This window comes from Providencia sp. PROV004, assembly GCF_011045615.1.
Taxonomy (GTDB): Bacteria; Pseudomonadota; Gammaproteobacteria; order Enterobacterales; family Enterobacteriaceae; genus Providencia; species Providencia rettgeri.
In genome coordinates, this window is sequence record NZ_CP042859.1 from 2,742,795 (window position 1) to 2,760,606 (window position 17,812).

The window sequence follows — 17,812 nt, forward strand, 5'->3', positions numbered from 1 at the left end:
ACGTCATATTGCGTACTATAATTTAGCATAAAACAAATTGTATTAGGTTAACCGTTTAATTAGTACATTGAGCAACCATTTACTCGTCAATAATTTAATGATTTTACCTACGACTCCGGCTGGGCCATATGTCATAAGTAATACCGCAGCGATTCGAATACTTTTTTGTAGAATAAGTTTCTTTACAAATTTTTTGATTCGATAACGAACGTTATTTGCCATATGTCACTCACTTATTGATAAAAAACAAAAGGGATTTGGTTTTGAAACCTAATCCCTTATCATGTGATGGCGATACGATTTGCTATAGATTTCGAAATTTACTGTTCACTGTATAAGTATCTGAAGTAACGTATCTTTCAATCTGGCGTAACTTCATTTCACCGGATTTTAATTGTGTATCAATTTGGTTAATAAGACTACTCACTTCTGGGCCAATATCTTTCTGTGAACAGTAGCCACTTGGTGCCGCTTCGACAACAAAGCACATCACGATGTACAAAATCAAAGTAATACCAAAGCTTACAAATAAGGCTAATACGGCTAATGCTCTGACCAAAGCAACCGGAAGTTCTAAGTACTCAGCAATACCCGAACACACACCACCGAACACACGTCTATCCGTTAAACGATAAAGTTTGCGGTTGCGAAATTGAGTCATTATTTTTGCCTCCAATTTGGGTGTTCTGCATCCAAAATATCTTCAAGCGTTTTAATGCGTTGCTGCATCTGTGATGCTTGCTCTGCTAATTGCATCAAACGTTGTACTTCATTTTCAGTTAGCTGACTCCCCTGCCCATTATTTTTTTTGCTGTAATGTAGCCACAGCCAAATAGGCAGAATAAAAATGAGAAAAATAATTAATACGAGAGACAGAAAAACGTAGCCCATCACATATCCTTATACATATGGTTAACCTATCTATGGCACTGATACGATATTGCTAACGTACCAGTGCATCAAAATAACTGTTACTGATCTTTATTGATTTTAGCTTTAAGCGCCGCTAATTGCGCGCTTATTTCATCGTCTGCTTTTAACTCTGCAAACTGTTGTTCCAGTGATTTTTGTTTACCAATACCATAACTTTGAGCTTCACCTTCCATATGGTCTATACGGCGCTCAAACTGTTCAAAACGAGCCATTGCTTCATCCAGTTTGCCGCTATCCAGTTGGCGACGAACATTACGACTAGATTGTGCTGCTTCCATACGAACAACCATTGATTGCTGTTTCGCACGCGTTTCTTGCAGTTTGTTTTCTAATTCAGTGATTTCACCTTTTAAACGGGTCAAGGTTTCATCAACAATAATCAGCTCGTGTTTTAAGGTATCAACCATTGCACTCACTTTTTGCTTTTCAATCAGTGCTGCACGCGCTAAATCTTCTTTATCTTTCACCAGTGCTAATTCTGCTTTTTCTTGCCAATCAGCAACTTGTTTTTCGCCCATTTCAATACGGCGCTCTAAGCCTTTCTTTTCAGCTAAAGTGCGTGCTGATGTAGAACGGATTTCAACTAGCATGTCTTCCATTTCTTGAATCATCAGACGGATCATTTTTTGCGGATCTTCTGCTTTGTCTAACAAAGAAGCGATGTTTGCATTAATGATATCGGCAAAACGTGAAAAAATACCCATTATTTATATCCCCTTGATGGATTTAATCATTCTGTAGCGCCTCGACCTGATTTGGCTTCCAACCCATACCTGACGCTCCGTTAGTCAAACAACAAATAGCATGTTGTATTTAGCTATTACAATTCACATATTGCAACTCACGTGCCAACTTTAAACAAAAATTCATATCACAATGATTTTAAATAAAATAATTATAAACTTTCTCTAAAATTCATTTTAGTTTATAGTTAAAGCATCGGTATTTCCAACCAACTATTGGTAAAAAAAACCATGAAAGAAACCAACGAACCTATTCTTGGCGTTTCAAGTAATTTTCTCGATGTACTCGAACAAGCTTCTGAACTTGCTCAGCTCAATAAACCTGTTTTGGTTATCGGCGAACGCGGTACGGGTAAAGAACTTATTGCAGATAGACTTCATTACCTCTCCCCACGCTGGCAAGAAGCTTTTATCTCTCTCAATTGCAGTGGACTCAATGAGAATTTACTGGATTCTGAATTATTTGGACATGAAGCCGGTTCTTTTACAGGTGCCCAAAAACGCCATCAAGGGCGTTTTGAACGAGCAGACAAAGGCTCTCTTTTTCTTGACGAGCTCGCTACCGCACCGATGTCCGTTCAAGAAAAATTGCTGCGAGTCATTGAATATGGTGAACTTGAACGAGTCGGTGGAAGCCAAGCATTACACGTCGATGTTCGTTTAATCTGTGCTACAAATGCCAATTTACCTGAACTTGCCAAACAGGGCCGTTTTCGAGCTGACCTCTTAGATAGGCTGGCTTTTGATGTTATTCGCCTCCCCCCACTGCGTGAACGGCAGCCTGATATCTTATTATTAGCAGAACATTTTGCCATTTTAATGTGTGGTGAATTAAAACGTTCACACTTTACAGGTTTTACATTACATGCCCAACAAGCTCTGCAACACTACCCATGGCCAGGTAATGTACGCGAATTAAAAAATGTTATTGAGCGCTCAATATACCGCCATGGAAACTGTGCTGATCCCGTTGATAATATTATTTTTGACCCATTTGGCGAAAAACTTGCTGAGCTACATGAATCACCAAGTTCACTCCCCATGCCACATACCCAACAACAGAATACAATTTTGCCTTCATTACCATGTGATTTACGTCAATGGCAACAACAATCCGAAAAAGCTCTATTAGAACAAGCACTAACAGATAGTCATTTTAATCAACGTAAAGCTGCACAACGGTTATCATTAAGTTATGACCAACTACGAGGCTTAATAAAAAAACATCAAATAAACATTGAGAATTAATAATACGTAGTTCAAATAATTTGAATTTATTGTTTGAACTACTGTATTATACTTAAACATCAAAAATTCAGGATTAAAGAATTTGGGTTATTACTTATTACTAAACATTTCCAATTTTATATTTTGGTTTCAAAAATCATTTATTCATCTCACTAAAAAAAACATATTTTCAATAGGGAAAATCAAAACAAAAATATTCAATATAAATAAATTTATGAGAAAAAACAACAAGTAAGACAATATCACCTTTTCCAAAAACATACAAAATTTAAATAAAAATAATTATATCTAGTAACTTATACTAATTAGCATGCATAAATAATGATTTATTTTAGCACATTTAGTTAATTATATAATCATAACTATGTTTATTTTAATCATGTTAATGTCAACCAATTAAATTATTTTTACACCTTGTCATATTTAACTACTGTGCGAAATATATTTATATGATATCTCTATTAATATGATATTTATTATATGAGGAGCCTATTATGAAGAATATAAATATACTTGCTATGACCTTTTTTCTTCTCGGCTTATCTCCTACAGTCAGCGCAGAATCATTAATGAGAACATTCTCTTACTGTGATGCGACTTTTTTCGAGAAAATGAAAGAGTATCCCGCTTTAAATGATGCATCTAATGCATTGAAAAACATGAAATTAGATGATGGTGAACAAGTTTCTGTTAATCTCAATTTTTCACCTACTGGAATTGTGACTTTTAATCGTTTTTTTGTTAGTCATAGTAATTTCGATAAATATGATGACTTCACCTATTTAGGCTTACGTGGCCAATACTATTTTTGGGGATTTGAAACCACTCAAAGCTTTGAAGAGGTTATCCGTTATACTTCATCAAGAATTGCTATTCTAAAGGTGGGAAATACTTATATCTACTCACCCATGATCCGCCACAATTTGCAAGGCCAATGGGTGTTTAACGAATACGCAACGCAAGACTATAACTTGGCCCCAAATGCAGCTGAAAAAATGCTGATTATTGAAAAGGATGAACAAAGAGGAGTGGTTCGTTTCTTATGTACACTCCAAGGTAAAGTGACCGATGAAGACCTACACTATGTGGGTTTAGAGTAATAACGAGAAATGAAGCTAAACGAGCTTGTTGATACAAAAAAAAAGCCAGCACCCAAGCTGGCTATTAAATAAAACACTGGAAGCAATGTGAGCAATGTCATGCCTTGTCTACATAAGCACTTGGCTTAAGTGACAAAACGAATGATAATCGTTATCAGTGTTATTTGTAAAGCTTTTTAATGAGATATTTTCTCATTAAGACATACTTCAATGATTAATTTAATAATTTAAGTTAAGCATTATATTAATAACTTCCTTTTTAGCTTAATTTTCATGCTTTTTTGGGCTAAATTTTGCTTATACCCTGTCCCCCCATTTTTAGGCTACAATAGGTCAATTCTAGTTAACGATGTCAGTGGTATGCGCCTATTAACTCTTTGGTTTTTATTTCTCATTTCTGTGTCTGCACAAGCGCTTAATAACCAAGAGCGCTTTACCGATATTGTGGCTAACGAGGTTCCTGCAGATATACGCCAAAAAGGTTTTATTTACTGTGTAAATGGGATCGTAACGACATTTAATCCACAACTAGTCAGTAGCGGGTTAATTGTCGACCCTCTCGGTGCTCAAATTTATGATCGCCTATTAGATGTTGATCCATTTACCTATCGTTTGGTTCCAGAACTGGCTGCTAGCTGGGAAGTTCTCGATAACGGCGCAACCTACCGCTTATACCTGCGTAAAGATGTAAAGTTTCAAAACACAGCTTGGTATACACCAACGCGCAATATGAATGCTGATGATGTCGTGTTTAGCTTTTCTCGCATGTTTGAGGTAAACCATCCTTATCATTATATCAATGGGGGACGTTACCCTTATTTCGATAGTTTACAATTTGCCAATAGTGTCCAAAGTATACGTAAAATTAATAACCATACGGTGGAGTTCCGCTTAAATTCACCTGATGCGTCTTTTTTATGGCACCTAGCAACACACTATGCTCCTGTCCTTTCATCCGAGTACGCTGATTACCTTTCAAGTATCAATCGCCAAGAGCTAATTGATTGGCGACCTGTGGGTACGGGGCCATTTCATTTAGATGACTACCAAGCCGGGCAATTCGTTAGACTTCTCAGAAATGACAATTACTGGAAGGGTTTACCGCGTATGGAAGAAGTGGTTGTTGATATGGGGGCCGGAGGAACTGGTCGCATTTCGAAATTACTCACCGGGGAATGTGATGTTTTAGCCTACCCTGCAGCAAGCCAATTAAAAGTATTACGAGATGACCCACGTTTGCGGATTTCTATGCGTTCTGGGATGAATATTGCCTATCTCGCATTTAATACCAGTAAACCACCATTAGATAAACTAAAAGTACGTCAAGCAATTGCTTATGCAATTAATAATGAACGTCTAATGCAATCAATTTATTACGGTACAGCAGAAACAGCTGCATCTATTTTACCTAGAGCCTCATGGGCTTATGATAATCAAGCAAAGATCACTGACTATAACCCCGAACGTTCCAAAAAAATGCTCAAAGAGATGGGGTTAGAAAATCTAAAACTGGATTTATGGGTGCCGATCGCTTCGCAATCATATAACCCTAGCCCACTAAAAATGGCTGAGCTTATCCAAGCAGACTTGGCACAGGTTGGTATTGTTATGAATATCCGTTCTGTTGAAGGCCGCTTCCAAGAAAACCAATTAATGGATAGAACCCATGATATGACATTAGCAGGTTGGACAACTGACAGTAATGACCCTGACAGTTTTTTCCGCCCGCTACTAAGCTGTGCGGCGATTGGTTCCCAAACCAATTTAAGCCATTGGTGTAACCCCGCTTTTGATGAAATCTTACATAAGGCACTATTGACACAGCAATTAGCCGCACGTATAGATTATTACCATCAGGCACAGCAAATTTTAGGGGAAGATTTACCTGTCTTACCCCTTGCCTACTCTTTACGTTTACAGGCCTATCGCTATGATATAAAAGGGCTAATGATCAGTGCGTTTGGTAATACCTCATTTGCCGGTGTGTATCGGGAAATGGAACAGGCTGAAAAAGTTTCTCCGAAAAAACAGAGGCAGCAACCATGATAATTTATTCACTGCGTCGTTTTTTGCTTTTATTAGTCACGGTATTCTTTCTATCACTAGTCAGCTTTAGCTTAAGCTATTTTACGCCTAATGCACCACTGAGTGGCGCATCACTTATCGATGCCTATATTTTTTATTTTGAAGGCTTACTTCATTTTGATTTTGGCGTTTCAAGTATTAACGGGGAACCCATCACCGAACAATTAAAAGACACATTCCCTGCCACCATGGAGTTATGCATTTTAGCGTTTATTTTTGCTTTAACGACAGGTATTCCACTTGGGATTATCGCTGCTTTTTGGCGTAATAAACCAGCGGATATTGCTATCAGTGTTTTTGCTTTATTAGGATTTTCTGTCCCTGTATTTGTACTCGCACTCGTTTTAACCCTCTTTTTCTCATTACATTTAGGGTGGCTACCTGTATCGGGTCGAATTGACCTATTATACAATTTAAAAACAGTAACTGGCTTTGCCTTGGTAGATGCATGGCTTTCGGATTCACCCTATCGTAAAGATATGATCATCAATGTACTTGAACACATGGTGTTACCGGTTCTGACTTTGGCACTCGCACCAACAACCGAGGTTATTCGGTTGGTACGTAATAGCACCGAAGAAGTCGCCAGTGAAAATTATATCAAAGCAGCCGCTATTCGAGGGTTGTCACGAATTAAAATCATCCGCCGCCATATTTTTCATAATGCTATCCCCCCCATTATTCCTAAGCTTGGGCTACAGTTTTCTACTATGCTGACACTGACCATGGTAACTGAACTCGTTTTTAACTGGCCAGGGCTTGGCCGTTGGTTAGTTACTGCTATCCGCCAAGAAGATTACTCCGCAATATCCGCTGGCGTGATGCTAATTGGCGCACTAGTGATTACTGTAAATGTGTTGTCTGATATTTTAGGCGCCATGATGGACCCATTAAAACATAAGGATTGGTATGTCCTCAGATAATTTTTATCGTGAACAAAAAATGCCATCCCCAACACGAGTGGTATGGAATATCTTCTCATCAGATGTAGTTTCTATGGTGGGATTTTTTGGTGTGCTAGTTTTATTAATTTTATGCTTTGTTGGCTCTTATCTAGCACCTTATGCACTAGACCAACAATTTTTAGGTTACCAATTAACACCACCGTCTTGGTCACATTATGGTGATGTTGCCTTCTTCTTTGGGACTGACGACCTTGGCCGCGATATTCTGAGTCGGCTATTAATTGGCACTAAATCAACGTTTGGTGCAGCTATTTTAGTCACACTGATTGCAACACTAATTGGATTAGTTCTCGGCTGCCTAGCGGGAATGACTCGCGGGTTAAAATCTGCAGTTTTTAACCATATACTCGATACCTTGCTATCAATTCCATCCTTATTACTCGCTATTATTGTCGTCGCTTTTATGGGAGCTAGTTTAGAAAATGCGATGCTCGCTATTTGCCTTGCATTAATTCCGCGAATGGTAAGAACCATCTATGTTGCTGTACATGATGAGTTAGATAAAGAATACATCGTTGCCGCACGCCTAGATGGCGCTTCAAACATTTTTATTTTATGGTATACCGTACTGCCAAACATTACTCCTATTCTCGTCACTGAACTAACTCGGGCACTTTCAATTGCCATTTTAGATATTGCCGCTTTAGGTTTTCTTGATTTAGGTGCACAACTTCCATCTTCTGAATGGGGTGCCATGCTAGGAGATACTTTAGAGCTTATCTACGTTGCTCCCTGGACGGTTATCTTACCCGGTGTTGCTATCATGATAAGCGTGCTTTTTGTTAACCTTTTAGGTGATGGGCTACACCGTGCCATCAATGCGGGAGTTGAATAATGCCACTACTAGACATCCGCAATTTAACTATCGAATTTATGACTGCCAATGGCCCAGTCAAAGCTGTTGATCGCGTATCAATGACATTATCTGAAGGGGAAATTCGAGGTTTAGTCGGCGAATCAGGTTCCGGTAAAAGCCTTATTGCAAAAGCTATCTGTGGCGTAACGAAAGACAACATTCGTGTGAAAGCCGACCGTTTTCGCTTTCAAGACATTGACTTACTAAAACTCAGCCCACGTAAACGTCGTAAGTTAATTGGTCATAATATCTCCATGATATTTCAAGAACCACAATCTTGTCTCGATCCAGCCGCTGATATAGGCAAACAGCTTATCCAATCGATTCCTGGATGGACATATAAAGGCCGCTGGTGGCAACGTTTTAATTGGCGTAAACGCCGTGCAATAGAACTGTTACACCGTGTGGGGATAAAAGATCATAAAGATATCATGCGCAGTTACCCTTATGAACTCACCGATGGTGAATGTCAAAAAGTCATGATAGCGATTGCGATAGCTAACCAACCACGGTTATTAATCGCCGACGAACCCACCAATGCGATGGAGTCTACCACTCAAGCACAAATTTTCCGTTTACTGGATAAATTAAATCAAAACAATAATATGGGAATTTTGCTCATTAGCCATGATATGGAAATGATGTCAAAACTTGTTGACCGCATCAACGTACTCTATTGTGGGCAAACGGTTGAGAGCGCAACACCAGAAGATATCCTACAGCGACCACGCCACCCTTATACCCAAGCGTTAATCCGTTCAATCCCAGATTTTGAAAGCCCTCTTCCCCATAAAGGGCGGTTAAATACGTTACCCGGTGCAATTCCTTCTCTTGAACATTTGCCGATTGGTTGCCGTCTTGGCCCCCGTTGCCCTTATGCACAACGTACTTGCATCAATGCGCCTCAACTGCGCAATATTAAAGGCCACCTCGTTGCTTGCCATTATCCGCTAAACACCGAGGAACAATCTTAAATGGAAACCTTACTTGAAGTCCGTAATCTCACCAAAACTTTCCGTTTTCGTGAGGGCCTATTTCATCGGCACGAATTGCAAGCTGTTAAGCCTGTTAGCTTTAACTTACAGGCAGGCCAAACATTAGCCATTATTGGTGCCAATGGCTCAGGAAAATCAACTCTTGCGCGAATGTTATCCGGCGTTGTAGAACCCACCAGCGGCGATATTTTTATACACGGACAACCACTTAATTTTGGTGATTATAGCTACCGTTGCCAGCGTATTCGTATGATTTTTCAAGATCCAAGTACGTCCCTAAATCCAAGGCAGCGTATTGGTCAAACGCTTGAACTCCCTTTAAAATTAAACACTGACTTAACTGGCATAGAACGTGAAAGGCGCATTATTCAAACGCTTCGCCAAGTCGGGTTACTTGCTGACCACGCTGAATATTACCCACATATGTTAGCATCGGGGCAAAAACAACGTATTGCACTGGCAAGAGCGCTTATTCTACAACCCGAAATTATCATTGCTGATGAAGCACTAGCTTCATTAGACATGTCCATGCGGTCACAGATCATCAACTTAATGTTAGATTTGCAAGCAAAACAAGATATTGCATTTATCTATGTTACCCAGCACTTAGGGATGATGAAACACGTCAGCGATAAAATGCTTGTGATGGATAAAGGTGAAGTTGTCGAACGTGGTAATACAGCAGAAGTTTTAGCCGCCCCTCTTCATGACGTTACCCGACGACTAATTGAAAGCCACTTTGGTGAGCCTCTGTCAATAGATGCCTGGCGACAAGACTTATAATGGCTTTTCCATTGTCTGTGATGAATTTTACTCACAGACAATGAACTAAACTCGTTATTTAGCGTGATATCGTGACATTAGCCTTAATATGTTTAAGGTGAACGACTATCGTAAATGTGACAATCACCAATAGTGACCATGCTCCCCATTTGCCTGCATGTACCATTGACCAAGCTCCAATCTGGTTTGGATATTGCCAAACACCAAAAAATGTCCCAAAATTCTCAGCCAACCAAATAAAAAAGCCAATTAGCATAAATGCGAGCAATAATGGCATTTTTCGTTCTTTATCTAGCGGAGTATAAAAAACCACACTACGGGCATACAACCCCATAATAAATGCAGCTAAATACCAGCGATAATCATCAATATAATGATGGCTAAAGAAATTAATATAAATAGCTAATGCAACTAATGTTGCCATCCAATAGGGTGGATAGTGTTCAATTCTTACTTTAAAAAATCGCCAAGATTGAATGATATAGCTCCCTACAGCGGCATACATAAAGCCAGTAAATAAAGGAACTCCCCAAAGCTTAGTGTAAGCTTCATCTGGATATTGCCATGATCCAATCGTTGCTGACGTTTTAAACAACTCCATCATAAAACCAACTAAATGGAAAACACAAATAGCCTTTAACTCATCCCAGGTTTCCAATTTTGACCACACTAACAAGGCTTGAAAGGCAACTGCAAAAATCAATAACAAGTCATAGCGAGGGATGCCAATTAGCCCTTTAGCTGGTACCAAAAATAGCGCCAGAAAGAAAAAACCAGCGAATAAACAAGAACGAGCATTAATTAAACCGAAAAACCAAAACTCTAATAGAAAACGTTTAATGCCATGGCTATTATTCGGTTGATGTGCCATTAAAATTTGGTCTAATTTCCCTAACACATTCAATTTTTGACACAAACTGGTCATTTATTTACTCACCTAATTTTTTATTATTTTGTATGTTTTTTTTCATAAGACAAGGCGAGGAGTTTAACAAAATAGTTATCCCCTACATAAGGTAACTATCTTAGATTTATGCATTTTTATTTTTTATAGTTTTAAGCGCTGGGTTTACACTACCTATTAATATTAACGATACTTTCCATCCGATTTTAGGTTTTATTTTTTAACTCGCACCTGATGGCAATTCGTTAACAAAAAGTAATGATATACTTAAATGATATGTGTTTATTTGCTATATGAATGCCAATCCAACAATTTAGGAGTTTTATGATGAAATTATTTTACGCTCCCGGTGCTTGCTCACTTTCTCCCCACATCATTCTGCGTGAAACTGGTTTAGATTTCAGTATTGAGCGAGTGAATATAAAAGAAAAAAAGACTGAGAAAGGTGAAGACTTTTTAGCAATAAACCCAAAAGGACAGGTACCAACCTTAGTGCTAGATAATGGCGAACAACTCACTGAAGGTGCTGTTATTGTTCAATATATTGCGGATCAAAAACCGGATCGTAACCTGATCGCACTTCCAGGTTCGATGAAGCGTTATCACCAACTAGAAGCCTTGAATTTTATTTCAACAGAGCTACATAAAACGTTCTCACCTTTATTCACTCCAGGGACACCAGAAGAGTATAAAGATACTGTCCGTAAGGTATTGTTTAATAAGTTTGAGTATGTTGATAGCGTGCTCGCTAAACAAGCTTTCTTTGCTGGAGATACTTTTAGTGTCGCTGATGCCTATTTATTTACGGTTAGTAATTGGGCAAAACACGTTGGGCTTGATTTGACTAGCTTAAACCACCTGCAAGATTACAGTGCTAAAATAGCTAAACGCCCTAATGTTCAAGACGCATTAAAAGCGGAAGGCCTAATCTAATCTGTAAAATAGCGCTCTTTCAGTAGAGCGCTATCTTTGATAATACAAATCAATTTAATCTAATTGTGTTGCACAGAAATTATGTTTTGGGTTAACCATTTTGTCTTGAGCAGCAACGAGTTGTAATTCGTATTCTTCCATTTCTTTGGTTTTTATCATCACTTCATATACCGCAGCTGCGACGTGCTCTAATCCCTTATCTAAAGGCTCACCTTTCAATAAGTTAACCAACATTAAACCACTGGTCAAATCACCAACACCAACAGGTTGTTTTTCACCAAAATCAACTAATGGACGACTAACATGCCAGCTATGTTCCGCAGTAACCAAAATCATCTCAAAACGATCAGCACGATATCCCGCACGATTTAAATGCTTAACAAGCACTATTTTAGGGCCTTTGTGGCACAATTCACGGGCAGCTTGCGCGGCCTCGTCGACATTTTTAATGGTTCTACCCGTTAAGGTTTCTAGTTCTAGTAAATTTGGTGCGATGACATCACTAGCAGCCAGTGCGCGCTCACAAAGGAATTCAGCAACCCCAGGAGCAACAATGCAACCCTTCTCAGGATGCCCCATGACTGGATCACAAAAATACAGGGCTCGGGGGTTTGCTGCTTTTACTCTTTGCACGATAGCAAGAATATCATTCCCTTGCTCTGCAGACCCAATATAGCCACTTAATACAGCATCACAAATTTCTAATTTATGGATTTTAGCTAAACCATCAACGATATCGGTTAAGTGCTGCGCTGGAAAGACACTTCCAGTCCATTGTGAGTACTGTGTATGATTCGAAAATTGTACGGTATTGAGTGGCCACACATCTACGCCCATTCGGCACATAGGAAATGCAGCAGCACTGTTTCCTGCATGGCCGAAAACAACATGGGATTGAATTGATAATACGCTTTTCATTGAGAACCCAAAAAATTGTTATGTCGAATGAAGAGAAATCAGTGATTACCCATTGCAAATATGAATACACTCCAAATAATCCAAGTCATATATAGGTGACATAAGAAAATAAGCCGAGGACATACATCAGTATGCAATTCAGAGAGCCTAGCGAAGTCAACACCAATACAGTTTGAATTATGACGAGTATAGCCCGGAAGATTCCGGGCTGATATTACAAAGGTTAGTCAGAGCTATTTCCAATTAATTAAACAGTCGTTTTTCTTACCGCGACGGATCAATGTATAACGCCCAAACAGGCGGTCTGCATCAGAGAAGACATACATTGGCTCAGTTTGTTTCTGGCCATTAATAGATACCGCGTTAGAACTAATTGCCGTTCTTGCTTGCCCACGAGAAGGCGTTAACTCTGAATCTACTAAAGCTTGCTGTAAATCAGCACCTGCTTCTAAGGTAATACAAGGAATACCATCTTGAGCTAATTGTTCAAAATCAGCTTCAGTTAAATCAGATACTGCACCAGAGAATAAGCTTTCAGTAATACGTTTTGCAGCAGCAAGCCCTTCTTCACCATGTACCAGTTTAGTGACTAATTCTGCCAATACATATTGAGCCCGAGGCGCTTTTCCGCTGTTTTTATCTTCTTCTTCCAGTGCATTAATTTCATCTATTTCCATAAATGTGAAGAATTTTAAGAAGCGATAAACATCGGCATCTGCAGTGTTGATCCAGAACTGGTAGAATTTATATTGACTAGTTTTCTTGGAGTCTAACCAAACTGCACCACCCTCAGTTTTACCGAATTTAGTACCGTCTGCTTTGGTAATCAAAGGTACCGTCATGCCAAATACTTGGTTTTGGTGTAGACGGCGAGTTAAATCGATACCAGAAGTGATGTTACCCCATTGGTCAGAACCACCAATTTGCAGTTCCACACCCATCTCTTTGTTCAAATTTGCAAAGTCATAACCTTGTAAAAGGTTATAAGCAAACTCAGTAAAAGAGATACCAACGTCATCACGATTTAAGCGTTGCTTAACAGACTCACGGTTAATCATTTGGTTAACAGAAAAGTGCTTACCAATATCACGCAAGAAAGTCAGTACATCCATTTTGCCAAACCAATCATAGTTGTTAGCAAGGCGTGCACTGTTATCACCGCAATCAAAACTTAGAAATGGTGAAACTTGGTTACGAATTTTCTCTACCCACTCTTGAACGGTTTCTGTGGTGTTTAATTTACGTTCAGTAGCTTTAAAGCTCGGATCTCCAATAAGGCCCGTTGCGCCACCGACCAACGCCACAGGCTTGTGCCCGGCTAGTTGGAATCGTTTTAAACACAGCAAAGGAACCAGATGTCCCAAATGCAAGCTATCAGCGGTAGGATCGAAGCCACAATAGAGAGAGATAGGGCCCTGCGCCAGTCTCTCTGCTAACGCATCCTCATCCGTTACCTGGGCAACGAGGCCCCGCTCTTGCAATTGTTTAATCAGGTTATTGCTAGACATCAATGACTCCATCAGTTGTATTTTGTCTATCTATATTGGTTTAAATGACCAGTAAGTTTGAGAGGTTTGTCAAAAACTCACCAGTGTAATTTGTCAGTTTTCTTAAATGAAGCTATAGCATAAAGCGCATATCAATTAAGTGCCAGCTAAAAAACATGATCCTAAGGGGCTAATCTGTCAATTTTCCAGCCACTCTCTTCTCGCTGGTATAAAAAACGGTCATGCAAACGGTGGGCACCACCTTGCCAAAATTCAACACTATCAAATACCACTCGATATCCCCCCCAAAAACTGGGTAGTGGGACGTCACCATTCTTAAACTTTTGTTTTAGCTCTAAGAATTTCCCTTCTAAAATACCACGCGCAGAAATTTTAGAAGATTGCGCTGATGCCCATGCTGCAATTTGGCTATCTTTTGGCCGACTATGAAAATATTTAATTACTTCAATAGGGTTTAAACGTTCGGCAACGCCTATGAAATTAACTTGGCGCTCTAATGGATACCATGGAAAATGCAGGCTAATTTTATTGTTTTTTTCTAAATGCTGCGCTTTTCGGCTACCTAAATTGGTATAAAATACAAGGCCTTTATCATCAAAATGTTTTAATAGTACGATACGCTGGTAGGGTTGCCCGGTTTCATCCACCGTAGCAACACACATGGCTGTTGGGTCACTCAAACGAGCTTCACATGCCTGCTTCATCCATAGTTCGAAAAGGGTCAATGGGTTTGGTGTTAAATCATGGCGTCTTAACCCACCTTTTGTGTATTCTCGACGTACTGCTGCGAGATCAATCTCACCTAGTTCGTTCATTTTTGCATCCTTAACCACAATTATTTTTTATTGCTATTTTTAGGGTATATCGCCCCAAGCACAGTTTCTTGGCTTGCACCAGTTACAGAAGCCAAATTCCCTGAAAGCCCAGAAATGGTTCGAGCAGCTAACCATGCAAATGCCAAAGCTTCCATATCATCCCCACTCAGACCAAATTTATCACTTGGCGCCACTTCAATCCCAGGCAGTAAGGCTGCCATCCGCTGCATTAAAAAGATATTTTTTGCTCCGCCACCGCAGACTATCAAACGCTCACAACCGCCACATAGTAACACTTGCTCTGCAATAGAGGCTGCTGTCAATTCGCATAACGTTGCTTGCACATCATCGACTGAAATTGAAGGAAAATGAGCCAAATGCTGTTCTAACCATTGTGTGTTGAAATACTCTCGCCCCGTACTTTTCGGTGATGAACGCCTAAAGTATGGGTCACTTAGCATCGCTTTTAGTAATGCATGGTCAACTTGACCACGACTGGCCCATTCACCATCTTTATCGAATGCCTTTTGCTTAATACGCCAACTCCAGGTATCCATTAACATATTGCCAGGTCCAGTGTCATAGCCTTTGACATAAGCACCAGGTAACAAAGCTGTCACATTAGCTATTCCACCAATATTTAGTACAATTCGTTTTTCTGTAGAATGCCCTAAAACAGCTAAATGAAATGCAGGAACTAAAGGTGCCCCCTGCCCCCCATAAGCCATATCTCTTCGCCGGAAATCACCTACCGTTGTGATCCCCGTTAAAGCCGCAATACGGTTATTATCACCTAACTGCATAGTAAAAGGTTGCTCGCCATCAGGCTCATGCCAAACAGTTTGACCATGGCAACCAATGGCAATGATATCTTCGGATGTTAGCCCTGTTTGAGTAAGAAGCTGGTTTATTGCATCTGCATATAAAGAGCCTAGCTCTCTATCAATTTTACCAACCTCTGATAGCGTTGTTACTTGTCCTTGGCATATATCTAAAATTCTTTTTTTTAATCCAATAGGAAATGCAACACTCAAACTGGATTGCTCTGCGACAAATTTGTCACTAATTGCAGCAAGAACGACATCAACACCATCTAGGCTAGTTCCTGACATAACCCCTATGTAACGACCTGATTTCATCATTATTCTTGTTCCTTCAGAGTGCACATTGACTTTACAACGCTCGACTACAAAAGATTGTGCTTTGATGACAAATTTTGTCAACAATTCGATGCAATTTCTCGGCGCGCTTCGCAGGAATAATAAATAAATGCTTTAAAACTCAAAATTGCTAGACAACCCAAATAAAAAAGACGTTTTGTAATACCTGAAATTTTCATTTCCAATATAATGGTACATAATATATTTATCAGCTCGGCATTACGGTTCTGTACCTCAGCTAAAGTTTTAACACCTTATTTCTGTTTGGCAACGGGTGCGAAAAGATGCTCATAAGCTGACTACCCTATTGAATATTTAACAAAGAGTGCCTTATTGAATGAAATAATCGCGAATTTGAGATATTTTACCTAGTGTTTACACTTTATTTAAATCAATATCGGTAATCTAACCATCGCTTTTTAATACCATTATTTTGATACTTGTTGTGTTTATGGTGAAAACAAATATACGATGCTATGTTAGTGCCACAGACAGCAAATCTCATAGGAGTTCTTATGCTTAAGAAAGTTTTTGTAGGTGTTGTAGCAGTTGCAGCTTTATCAGGCTGTGTCAATACCAGTACGCTTTCTGGTGATACTATTTCAGCCAAGGATGCGAAACAGGTACAGACTGTGACTTATGGTACTGTTCTGAATGCTCGCCCTGTGACTATTCAAGCTGGTGAAGACGGCAACGTAATTGGCGCCATTGGTGGTGCAGTACTTGGTGGGTTATTAGGTAACACTATCGGTGGTGGGACAGGTAACACATTAGCAACTGCTGCGGGTGCTATCGCTGGTGGCTTAGCTGGCCAAGAAGCTCAAGGCGCATTAAATAGAAGCCAAGGTGTTCAATTAGAAATCCGCCTCGATAGCGGCAAAAACATTGTTGTAGTTCAAAAACAAGACCCAAACACCTTCCGTAATGGTCAACGCGTTATGATTGCGAATAGCGGAAATACCGTTACTGTATCTCCTCGATAATCTTACGGTTACTAAATTAGGTATGCTCACCGGCTATTGCCGGTGAGCATTTCTTATAAAAATATTGCTGAATAATATAATAACTTTATGTTTGATAATCATATTTTATATTTATCATGCATGGCTTTTAAGTAATGTAAATTCTTGTTTACACATAAATGCCTTGCTTTCAAACCAATAAACTTATTTTAGCCTATCCCCTCTAATCAATTGTTTGTTATTAATTAATACACACCAATGAATTAGCTAATAAAAAAAACAAAAGCAACGTCAAGACATACAATTTACAACTTTAATTATATTTCACAGCAATCATTCAACAAGAACAATAACCGAGTGTGATTGCTCATCCTATTATTACCCTATAAAAATTGCATGATCCAATTATTTTTATTACCAATTTAATAATTAGCATATCATTTATTAGCTAGTCATATTATTTTCACATCAAGAATCATTTTGCAGTCTTAAAATATTCTTTTCAAGCTTCAGAAGTAATTGTGACAACTGATAAAGCTCATCTTGGCTAATGTTATTCAATATTTCTAGACGCGTATTATTTATGACTTGATCTACAGTTTTAATAAAAGGTTCAGATTCTTCAGTTAATTTTATTCTTTTAGCTCTCCTATCATTTGTGCAAGTATGCCTAGAAATAAGTTTTTTTTCCTCCAACTGATCTAGAGTTCTTACTAATGAAGGCTGTTCAATACCAATCGCTTTCGCTAACTGTATTTGTGATTGTTCAGGTGGTAGTTGACTTATATTATGTAATGTAACCCAATGTGTCTGTGTGAGTTTAAGAGGCTTCAAACGATAGTCGATTAATGCTCTCCACATGCGAACAACACGTGATAACTCTGTCCCAATTTGTGATTCCAAT

Annotated in this window: 19 protein-coding genes; 9 read left to right on the top strand and 10 right to left on the bottom strand. The window is 39.1% G+C overall.

Features of this window, described 5'->3' with window-relative positions; all coding sequences use genetic code 11:
* Positions 1-42: 42 nt before the first annotated feature.
* The 4 genes from FVA69_RS12325 to pspA all read right to left on the bottom strand — a co-directional run bounded on the left by FVA69_RS12325 (position 43) and on the right by pspA (position 1,637).
* Positions 43-222, bottom strand: a complete 180-nt coding sequence (locus tag FVA69_RS12325) for a hypothetical protein (protein ID WP_109911275.1) — start codon at positions 220-222, stop codon at positions 43-45.
* 82 nt (positions 223-304) lie between these two features.
* Positions 305-661, bottom strand: a complete 357-nt coding sequence (gene pspC / locus FVA69_RS12330) for an envelope stress response membrane protein PspC (RefSeq protein WP_164528910.1) — start codon at positions 659-661, stop codon at positions 305-307.
* Positions 661-891 (bottom strand): envelope stress response membrane protein PspB, encoded by a 231-nt coding sequence (gene pspB, locus FVA69_RS12335; RefSeq protein ID WP_004910474.1) that lies wholly within the window; start codon positions 889-891, stop codon positions 661-663. The genes pspC and pspB overlap by 1 nt, the downstream gene beginning before the upstream one ends.
* 80 nt (positions 892-971) lie before the next feature.
* Complete coding sequence (pspA, locus tag FVA69_RS12340; protein ID WP_164528911.1) at positions 972-1,637, bottom strand: phage shock protein PspA; 666 nt, start codon at positions 1,635-1,637, stop codon at positions 972-974.
* A gap of 270 nt (positions 1,638-1,907) precedes the next feature.
* On the opposite strand from pspA, the gene pspF reads away from it, so the two are divergent.
* The 7 genes from pspF (at position 1,908) to sapF (ending at position 9,708) form a co-directional block, all read left to right on the top strand.
* Complete coding sequence (gene pspF, locus FVA69_RS12345) at positions 1,908-2,924, top strand: phage shock protein operon transcriptional activator (RefSeq protein ID WP_164528912.1); 1,017 nt, start codon at positions 1,908-1,910, stop codon at positions 2,922-2,924.
* A gap of 494 nt (positions 2,925-3,418) precedes the next feature.
* Positions 3,419-4,024 carry a hypothetical protein gene (locus tag FVA69_RS12350; RefSeq protein WP_004910472.1) on the top strand — a complete coding sequence of 202 codons (606 nt, stop codon included), beginning with the start codon at positions 3,419-3,421 and terminating at the stop codon, positions 4,022-4,024.
* Positions 4,025-4,384: 360 nt separating this feature from the next.
* Entirely contained in the window at positions 4,385-6,070 is a 1,686-nt protein-coding gene (gene sapA / locus FVA69_RS12355) for an ABC transporter substrate-binding protein SapA (protein WP_042851809.1), read from the top strand.
* On the top strand, positions 6,067-7,032 hold the full coding sequence (gene sapB, locus FVA69_RS12360) for a putrescine export ABC transporter permease SapB (protein WP_004910469.1): 966 nt from the start codon (positions 6,067-6,069) through the stop codon (positions 7,030-7,032). Before sapA ends, sapB begins: the two co-directional genes overlap by 4 nt.
* A complete protein-coding gene (gene sapC / locus FVA69_RS12365; protein WP_004910466.1) occupies positions 7,019-7,909 on the top strand; it encodes a putrescine export ABC transporter permease SapC in 891 nt (296 codons plus the stop codon). The genes sapB and sapC overlap by 14 nt, the downstream gene beginning before the upstream one ends.
* Complete coding sequence (gene sapD, locus FVA69_RS12370) at positions 7,909-8,904, top strand: putrescine export ABC transporter ATP-binding protein SapD (RefSeq protein ID WP_004910464.1); 996 nt, start codon at positions 7,909-7,911, stop codon at positions 8,902-8,904. Before sapC ends, sapD begins: the two co-directional genes overlap by 1 nt.
* Positions 8,905-9,708: a putrescine export ABC transporter ATP-binding protein SapF gene (gene sapF / locus FVA69_RS12375; protein WP_004910462.1), complete on the top strand. Its 804-nt coding sequence runs from the start codon at positions 8,905-8,907 to the stop codon at positions 9,706-9,708.
* A 58-nt stretch (positions 9,709-9,766) separates the two neighbouring features.
* On the opposite strand, the gene FVA69_RS12380 is transcribed toward sapF, so the two are convergent.
* Entirely contained in the window at positions 9,767-10,633 is an 867-nt protein-coding gene (locus FVA69_RS12380) for a DUF817 domain-containing protein (RefSeq protein ID WP_042851575.1), read from the bottom strand.
* Between the two features lie 306 nt (positions 10,634-10,939).
* Here FVA69_RS12380 and gstA point away from each other — a divergent pair, with 306 nt between their 5' ends.
* Entirely contained in the window at positions 10,940-11,545 is a 606-nt protein-coding gene (gene gstA, locus FVA69_RS12385; protein ID WP_164529354.1) for a glutathione transferase GstA, read from the top strand.
* 54 nt (positions 11,546-11,599) lie between these two features.
* Here gstA and pdxY read toward each other — a convergent pair whose 3' ends face one another.
* The 4 genes from pdxY to anmK all read right to left on the bottom strand — a co-directional run bounded on the left by pdxY (position 11,600) and on the right by anmK (position 15,928).
* Positions 11,600-12,463 (bottom strand): pyridoxal kinase PdxY, encoded by an 864-nt coding sequence (gene pdxY, locus FVA69_RS12390; protein WP_164528913.1) that lies wholly within the window; start codon positions 12,461-12,463, stop codon positions 11,600-11,602.
* Positions 12,464-12,696: 233 nt separating this feature from the next.
* Positions 12,697-13,971, bottom strand: coding sequence for a tyrosine--tRNA ligase (gene tyrS, locus FVA69_RS12395; RefSeq protein ID WP_109911271.1), 1,275 nt, complete (start codon positions 13,969-13,971; stop codon positions 12,697-12,699).
* A gap of 161 nt (positions 13,972-14,132) precedes the next feature.
* The gene (pdxH, locus tag FVA69_RS12400; RefSeq protein ID WP_004910451.1) at positions 14,133-14,786 is read right to left on the bottom strand and encodes a pyridoxamine 5'-phosphate oxidase; all 654 of its coding nucleotides are present in this window, start codon (positions 14,784-14,786) and stop codon (positions 14,133-14,135) included.
* A 20-nt stretch (positions 14,787-14,806) separates the two neighbouring features.
* Positions 14,807-15,928 (bottom strand): anhydro-N-acetylmuramic acid kinase, encoded by a 1,122-nt coding sequence (anmK, locus tag FVA69_RS12405; RefSeq protein ID WP_109911270.1) that lies wholly within the window; start codon positions 15,926-15,928, stop codon positions 14,807-14,809.
* Between the two features lie 533 nt (positions 15,929-16,461).
* On the opposite strand from anmK, the gene FVA69_RS12410 reads away from it, so the two are divergent.
* Positions 16,462-16,929: a glycine zipper 2TM domain-containing protein gene (locus FVA69_RS12410; protein ID WP_004910448.1), complete on the top strand. Its 468-nt coding sequence runs from the start codon at positions 16,462-16,464 to the stop codon at positions 16,927-16,929.
* A 447-nt stretch (positions 16,930-17,376) separates the two neighbouring features.
* On the opposite strand, the gene slyA is transcribed toward FVA69_RS12410, so the two are convergent.
* Positions 17,377-17,811 carry a transcriptional regulator SlyA gene (gene slyA, locus FVA69_RS12415; protein ID WP_109911336.1) on the bottom strand — a complete coding sequence of 145 codons (435 nt, stop codon included), beginning with the start codon at positions 17,809-17,811 and terminating at the stop codon, positions 17,377-17,379.
* Between the last annotated feature and the right edge of the window lies 1 nt (position 17,812).

What these genes read in the sequence shown, in the direction of transcription:
- FVA69_RS12380 (WP_042851575.1), bottom strand. Translation starts at nt 10,633, where the DNA reads ATGACCAGTTTGTGTCAAAAATTGAATGTGTTAGGGAAATTAGACCAA.
- anmK (WP_109911270.1), bottom strand. Translation starts at nt 15,928, where the DNA reads ATGATGAAATCAGGTCGTTACATAGGGGTTATGTCAGGAACTAGCCTA.
- sapC (WP_004910466.1), top strand. Translation starts at nt 7,019, where the DNA reads ATGTCCTCAGATAATTTTTATCGTGAACAAAAAATGCCATCCCCAACA.
- tyrS (WP_109911271.1), bottom strand. Translation starts at nt 13,971, where the DNA reads ATGTCTAGCAATAACCTGATTAAACAATTGCAAGAGCGGGGCCTCGTT.
- pspB (WP_004910474.1), bottom strand. Translation starts at nt 891, where the DNA reads ATGGGCTACGTTTTTCTGTCTCTCGTATTAATTATTTTTCTCATTTTT.
- pspC (WP_164528910.1), bottom strand. Translation starts at nt 661, where the DNA reads ATGACTCAATTTCGCAACCGCAAACTTTATCGTTTAACGGATAGACGT.
- sapF (WP_004910462.1), top strand. Translation starts at nt 8,905, where the DNA reads ATGGAAACCTTACTTGAAGTCCGTAATCTCACCAAAACTTTCCGTTTT.
- FVA69_RS12410 (WP_004910448.1), top strand. Translation starts at nt 16,462, where the DNA reads ATGCTTAAGAAAGTTTTTGTAGGTGTTGTAGCAGTTGCAGCTTTATCA.
- sapB (WP_004910469.1), top strand. Translation starts at nt 6,067, where the DNA reads ATGATAATTTATTCACTGCGTCGTTTTTTGCTTTTATTAGTCACGGTA.
- pspF (WP_164528912.1), top strand. Translation starts at nt 1,908, where the DNA reads ATGAAAGAAACCAACGAACCTATTCTTGGCGTTTCAAGTAATTTTCTC.
- pdxH (WP_004910451.1), bottom strand. Translation starts at nt 14,786, where the DNA reads ATGAACGAACTAGGTGAGATTGATCTCGCAGCAGTACGTCGAGAATAC.
- pspA (WP_164528911.1), bottom strand. Translation starts at nt 1,637, where the DNA reads ATGGGTATTTTTTCACGTTTTGCCGATATCATTAATGCAAACATCGCT.
- pdxY (WP_164528913.1), bottom strand. Translation starts at nt 12,463, where the DNA reads ATGAAAAGCGTATTATCAATTCAATCCCATGTTGTTTTCGGCCATGCA.
- FVA69_RS12325 (WP_109911275.1), bottom strand. Translation starts at nt 222, where the DNA reads ATGGCAAATAACGTTCGTTATCGAATCAAAAAATTTGTAAAGAAACTT.
- sapA (WP_042851809.1), top strand. Translation starts at nt 4,385, where the DNA reads ATGCGCCTATTAACTCTTTGGTTTTTATTTCTCATTTCTGTGTCTGCA.
- gstA (WP_164529354.1), top strand. Translation starts at nt 10,940, where the DNA reads ATGAAATTATTTTACGCTCCCGGTGCTTGCTCACTTTCTCCCCACATC.
- sapD (WP_004910464.1), top strand. Translation starts at nt 7,909, where the DNA reads ATGCCACTACTAGACATCCGCAATTTAACTATCGAATTTATGACTGCC.
- FVA69_RS12350 (WP_004910472.1), top strand. Translation starts at nt 3,419, where the DNA reads ATGAAGAATATAAATATACTTGCTATGACCTTTTTTCTTCTCGGCTTA.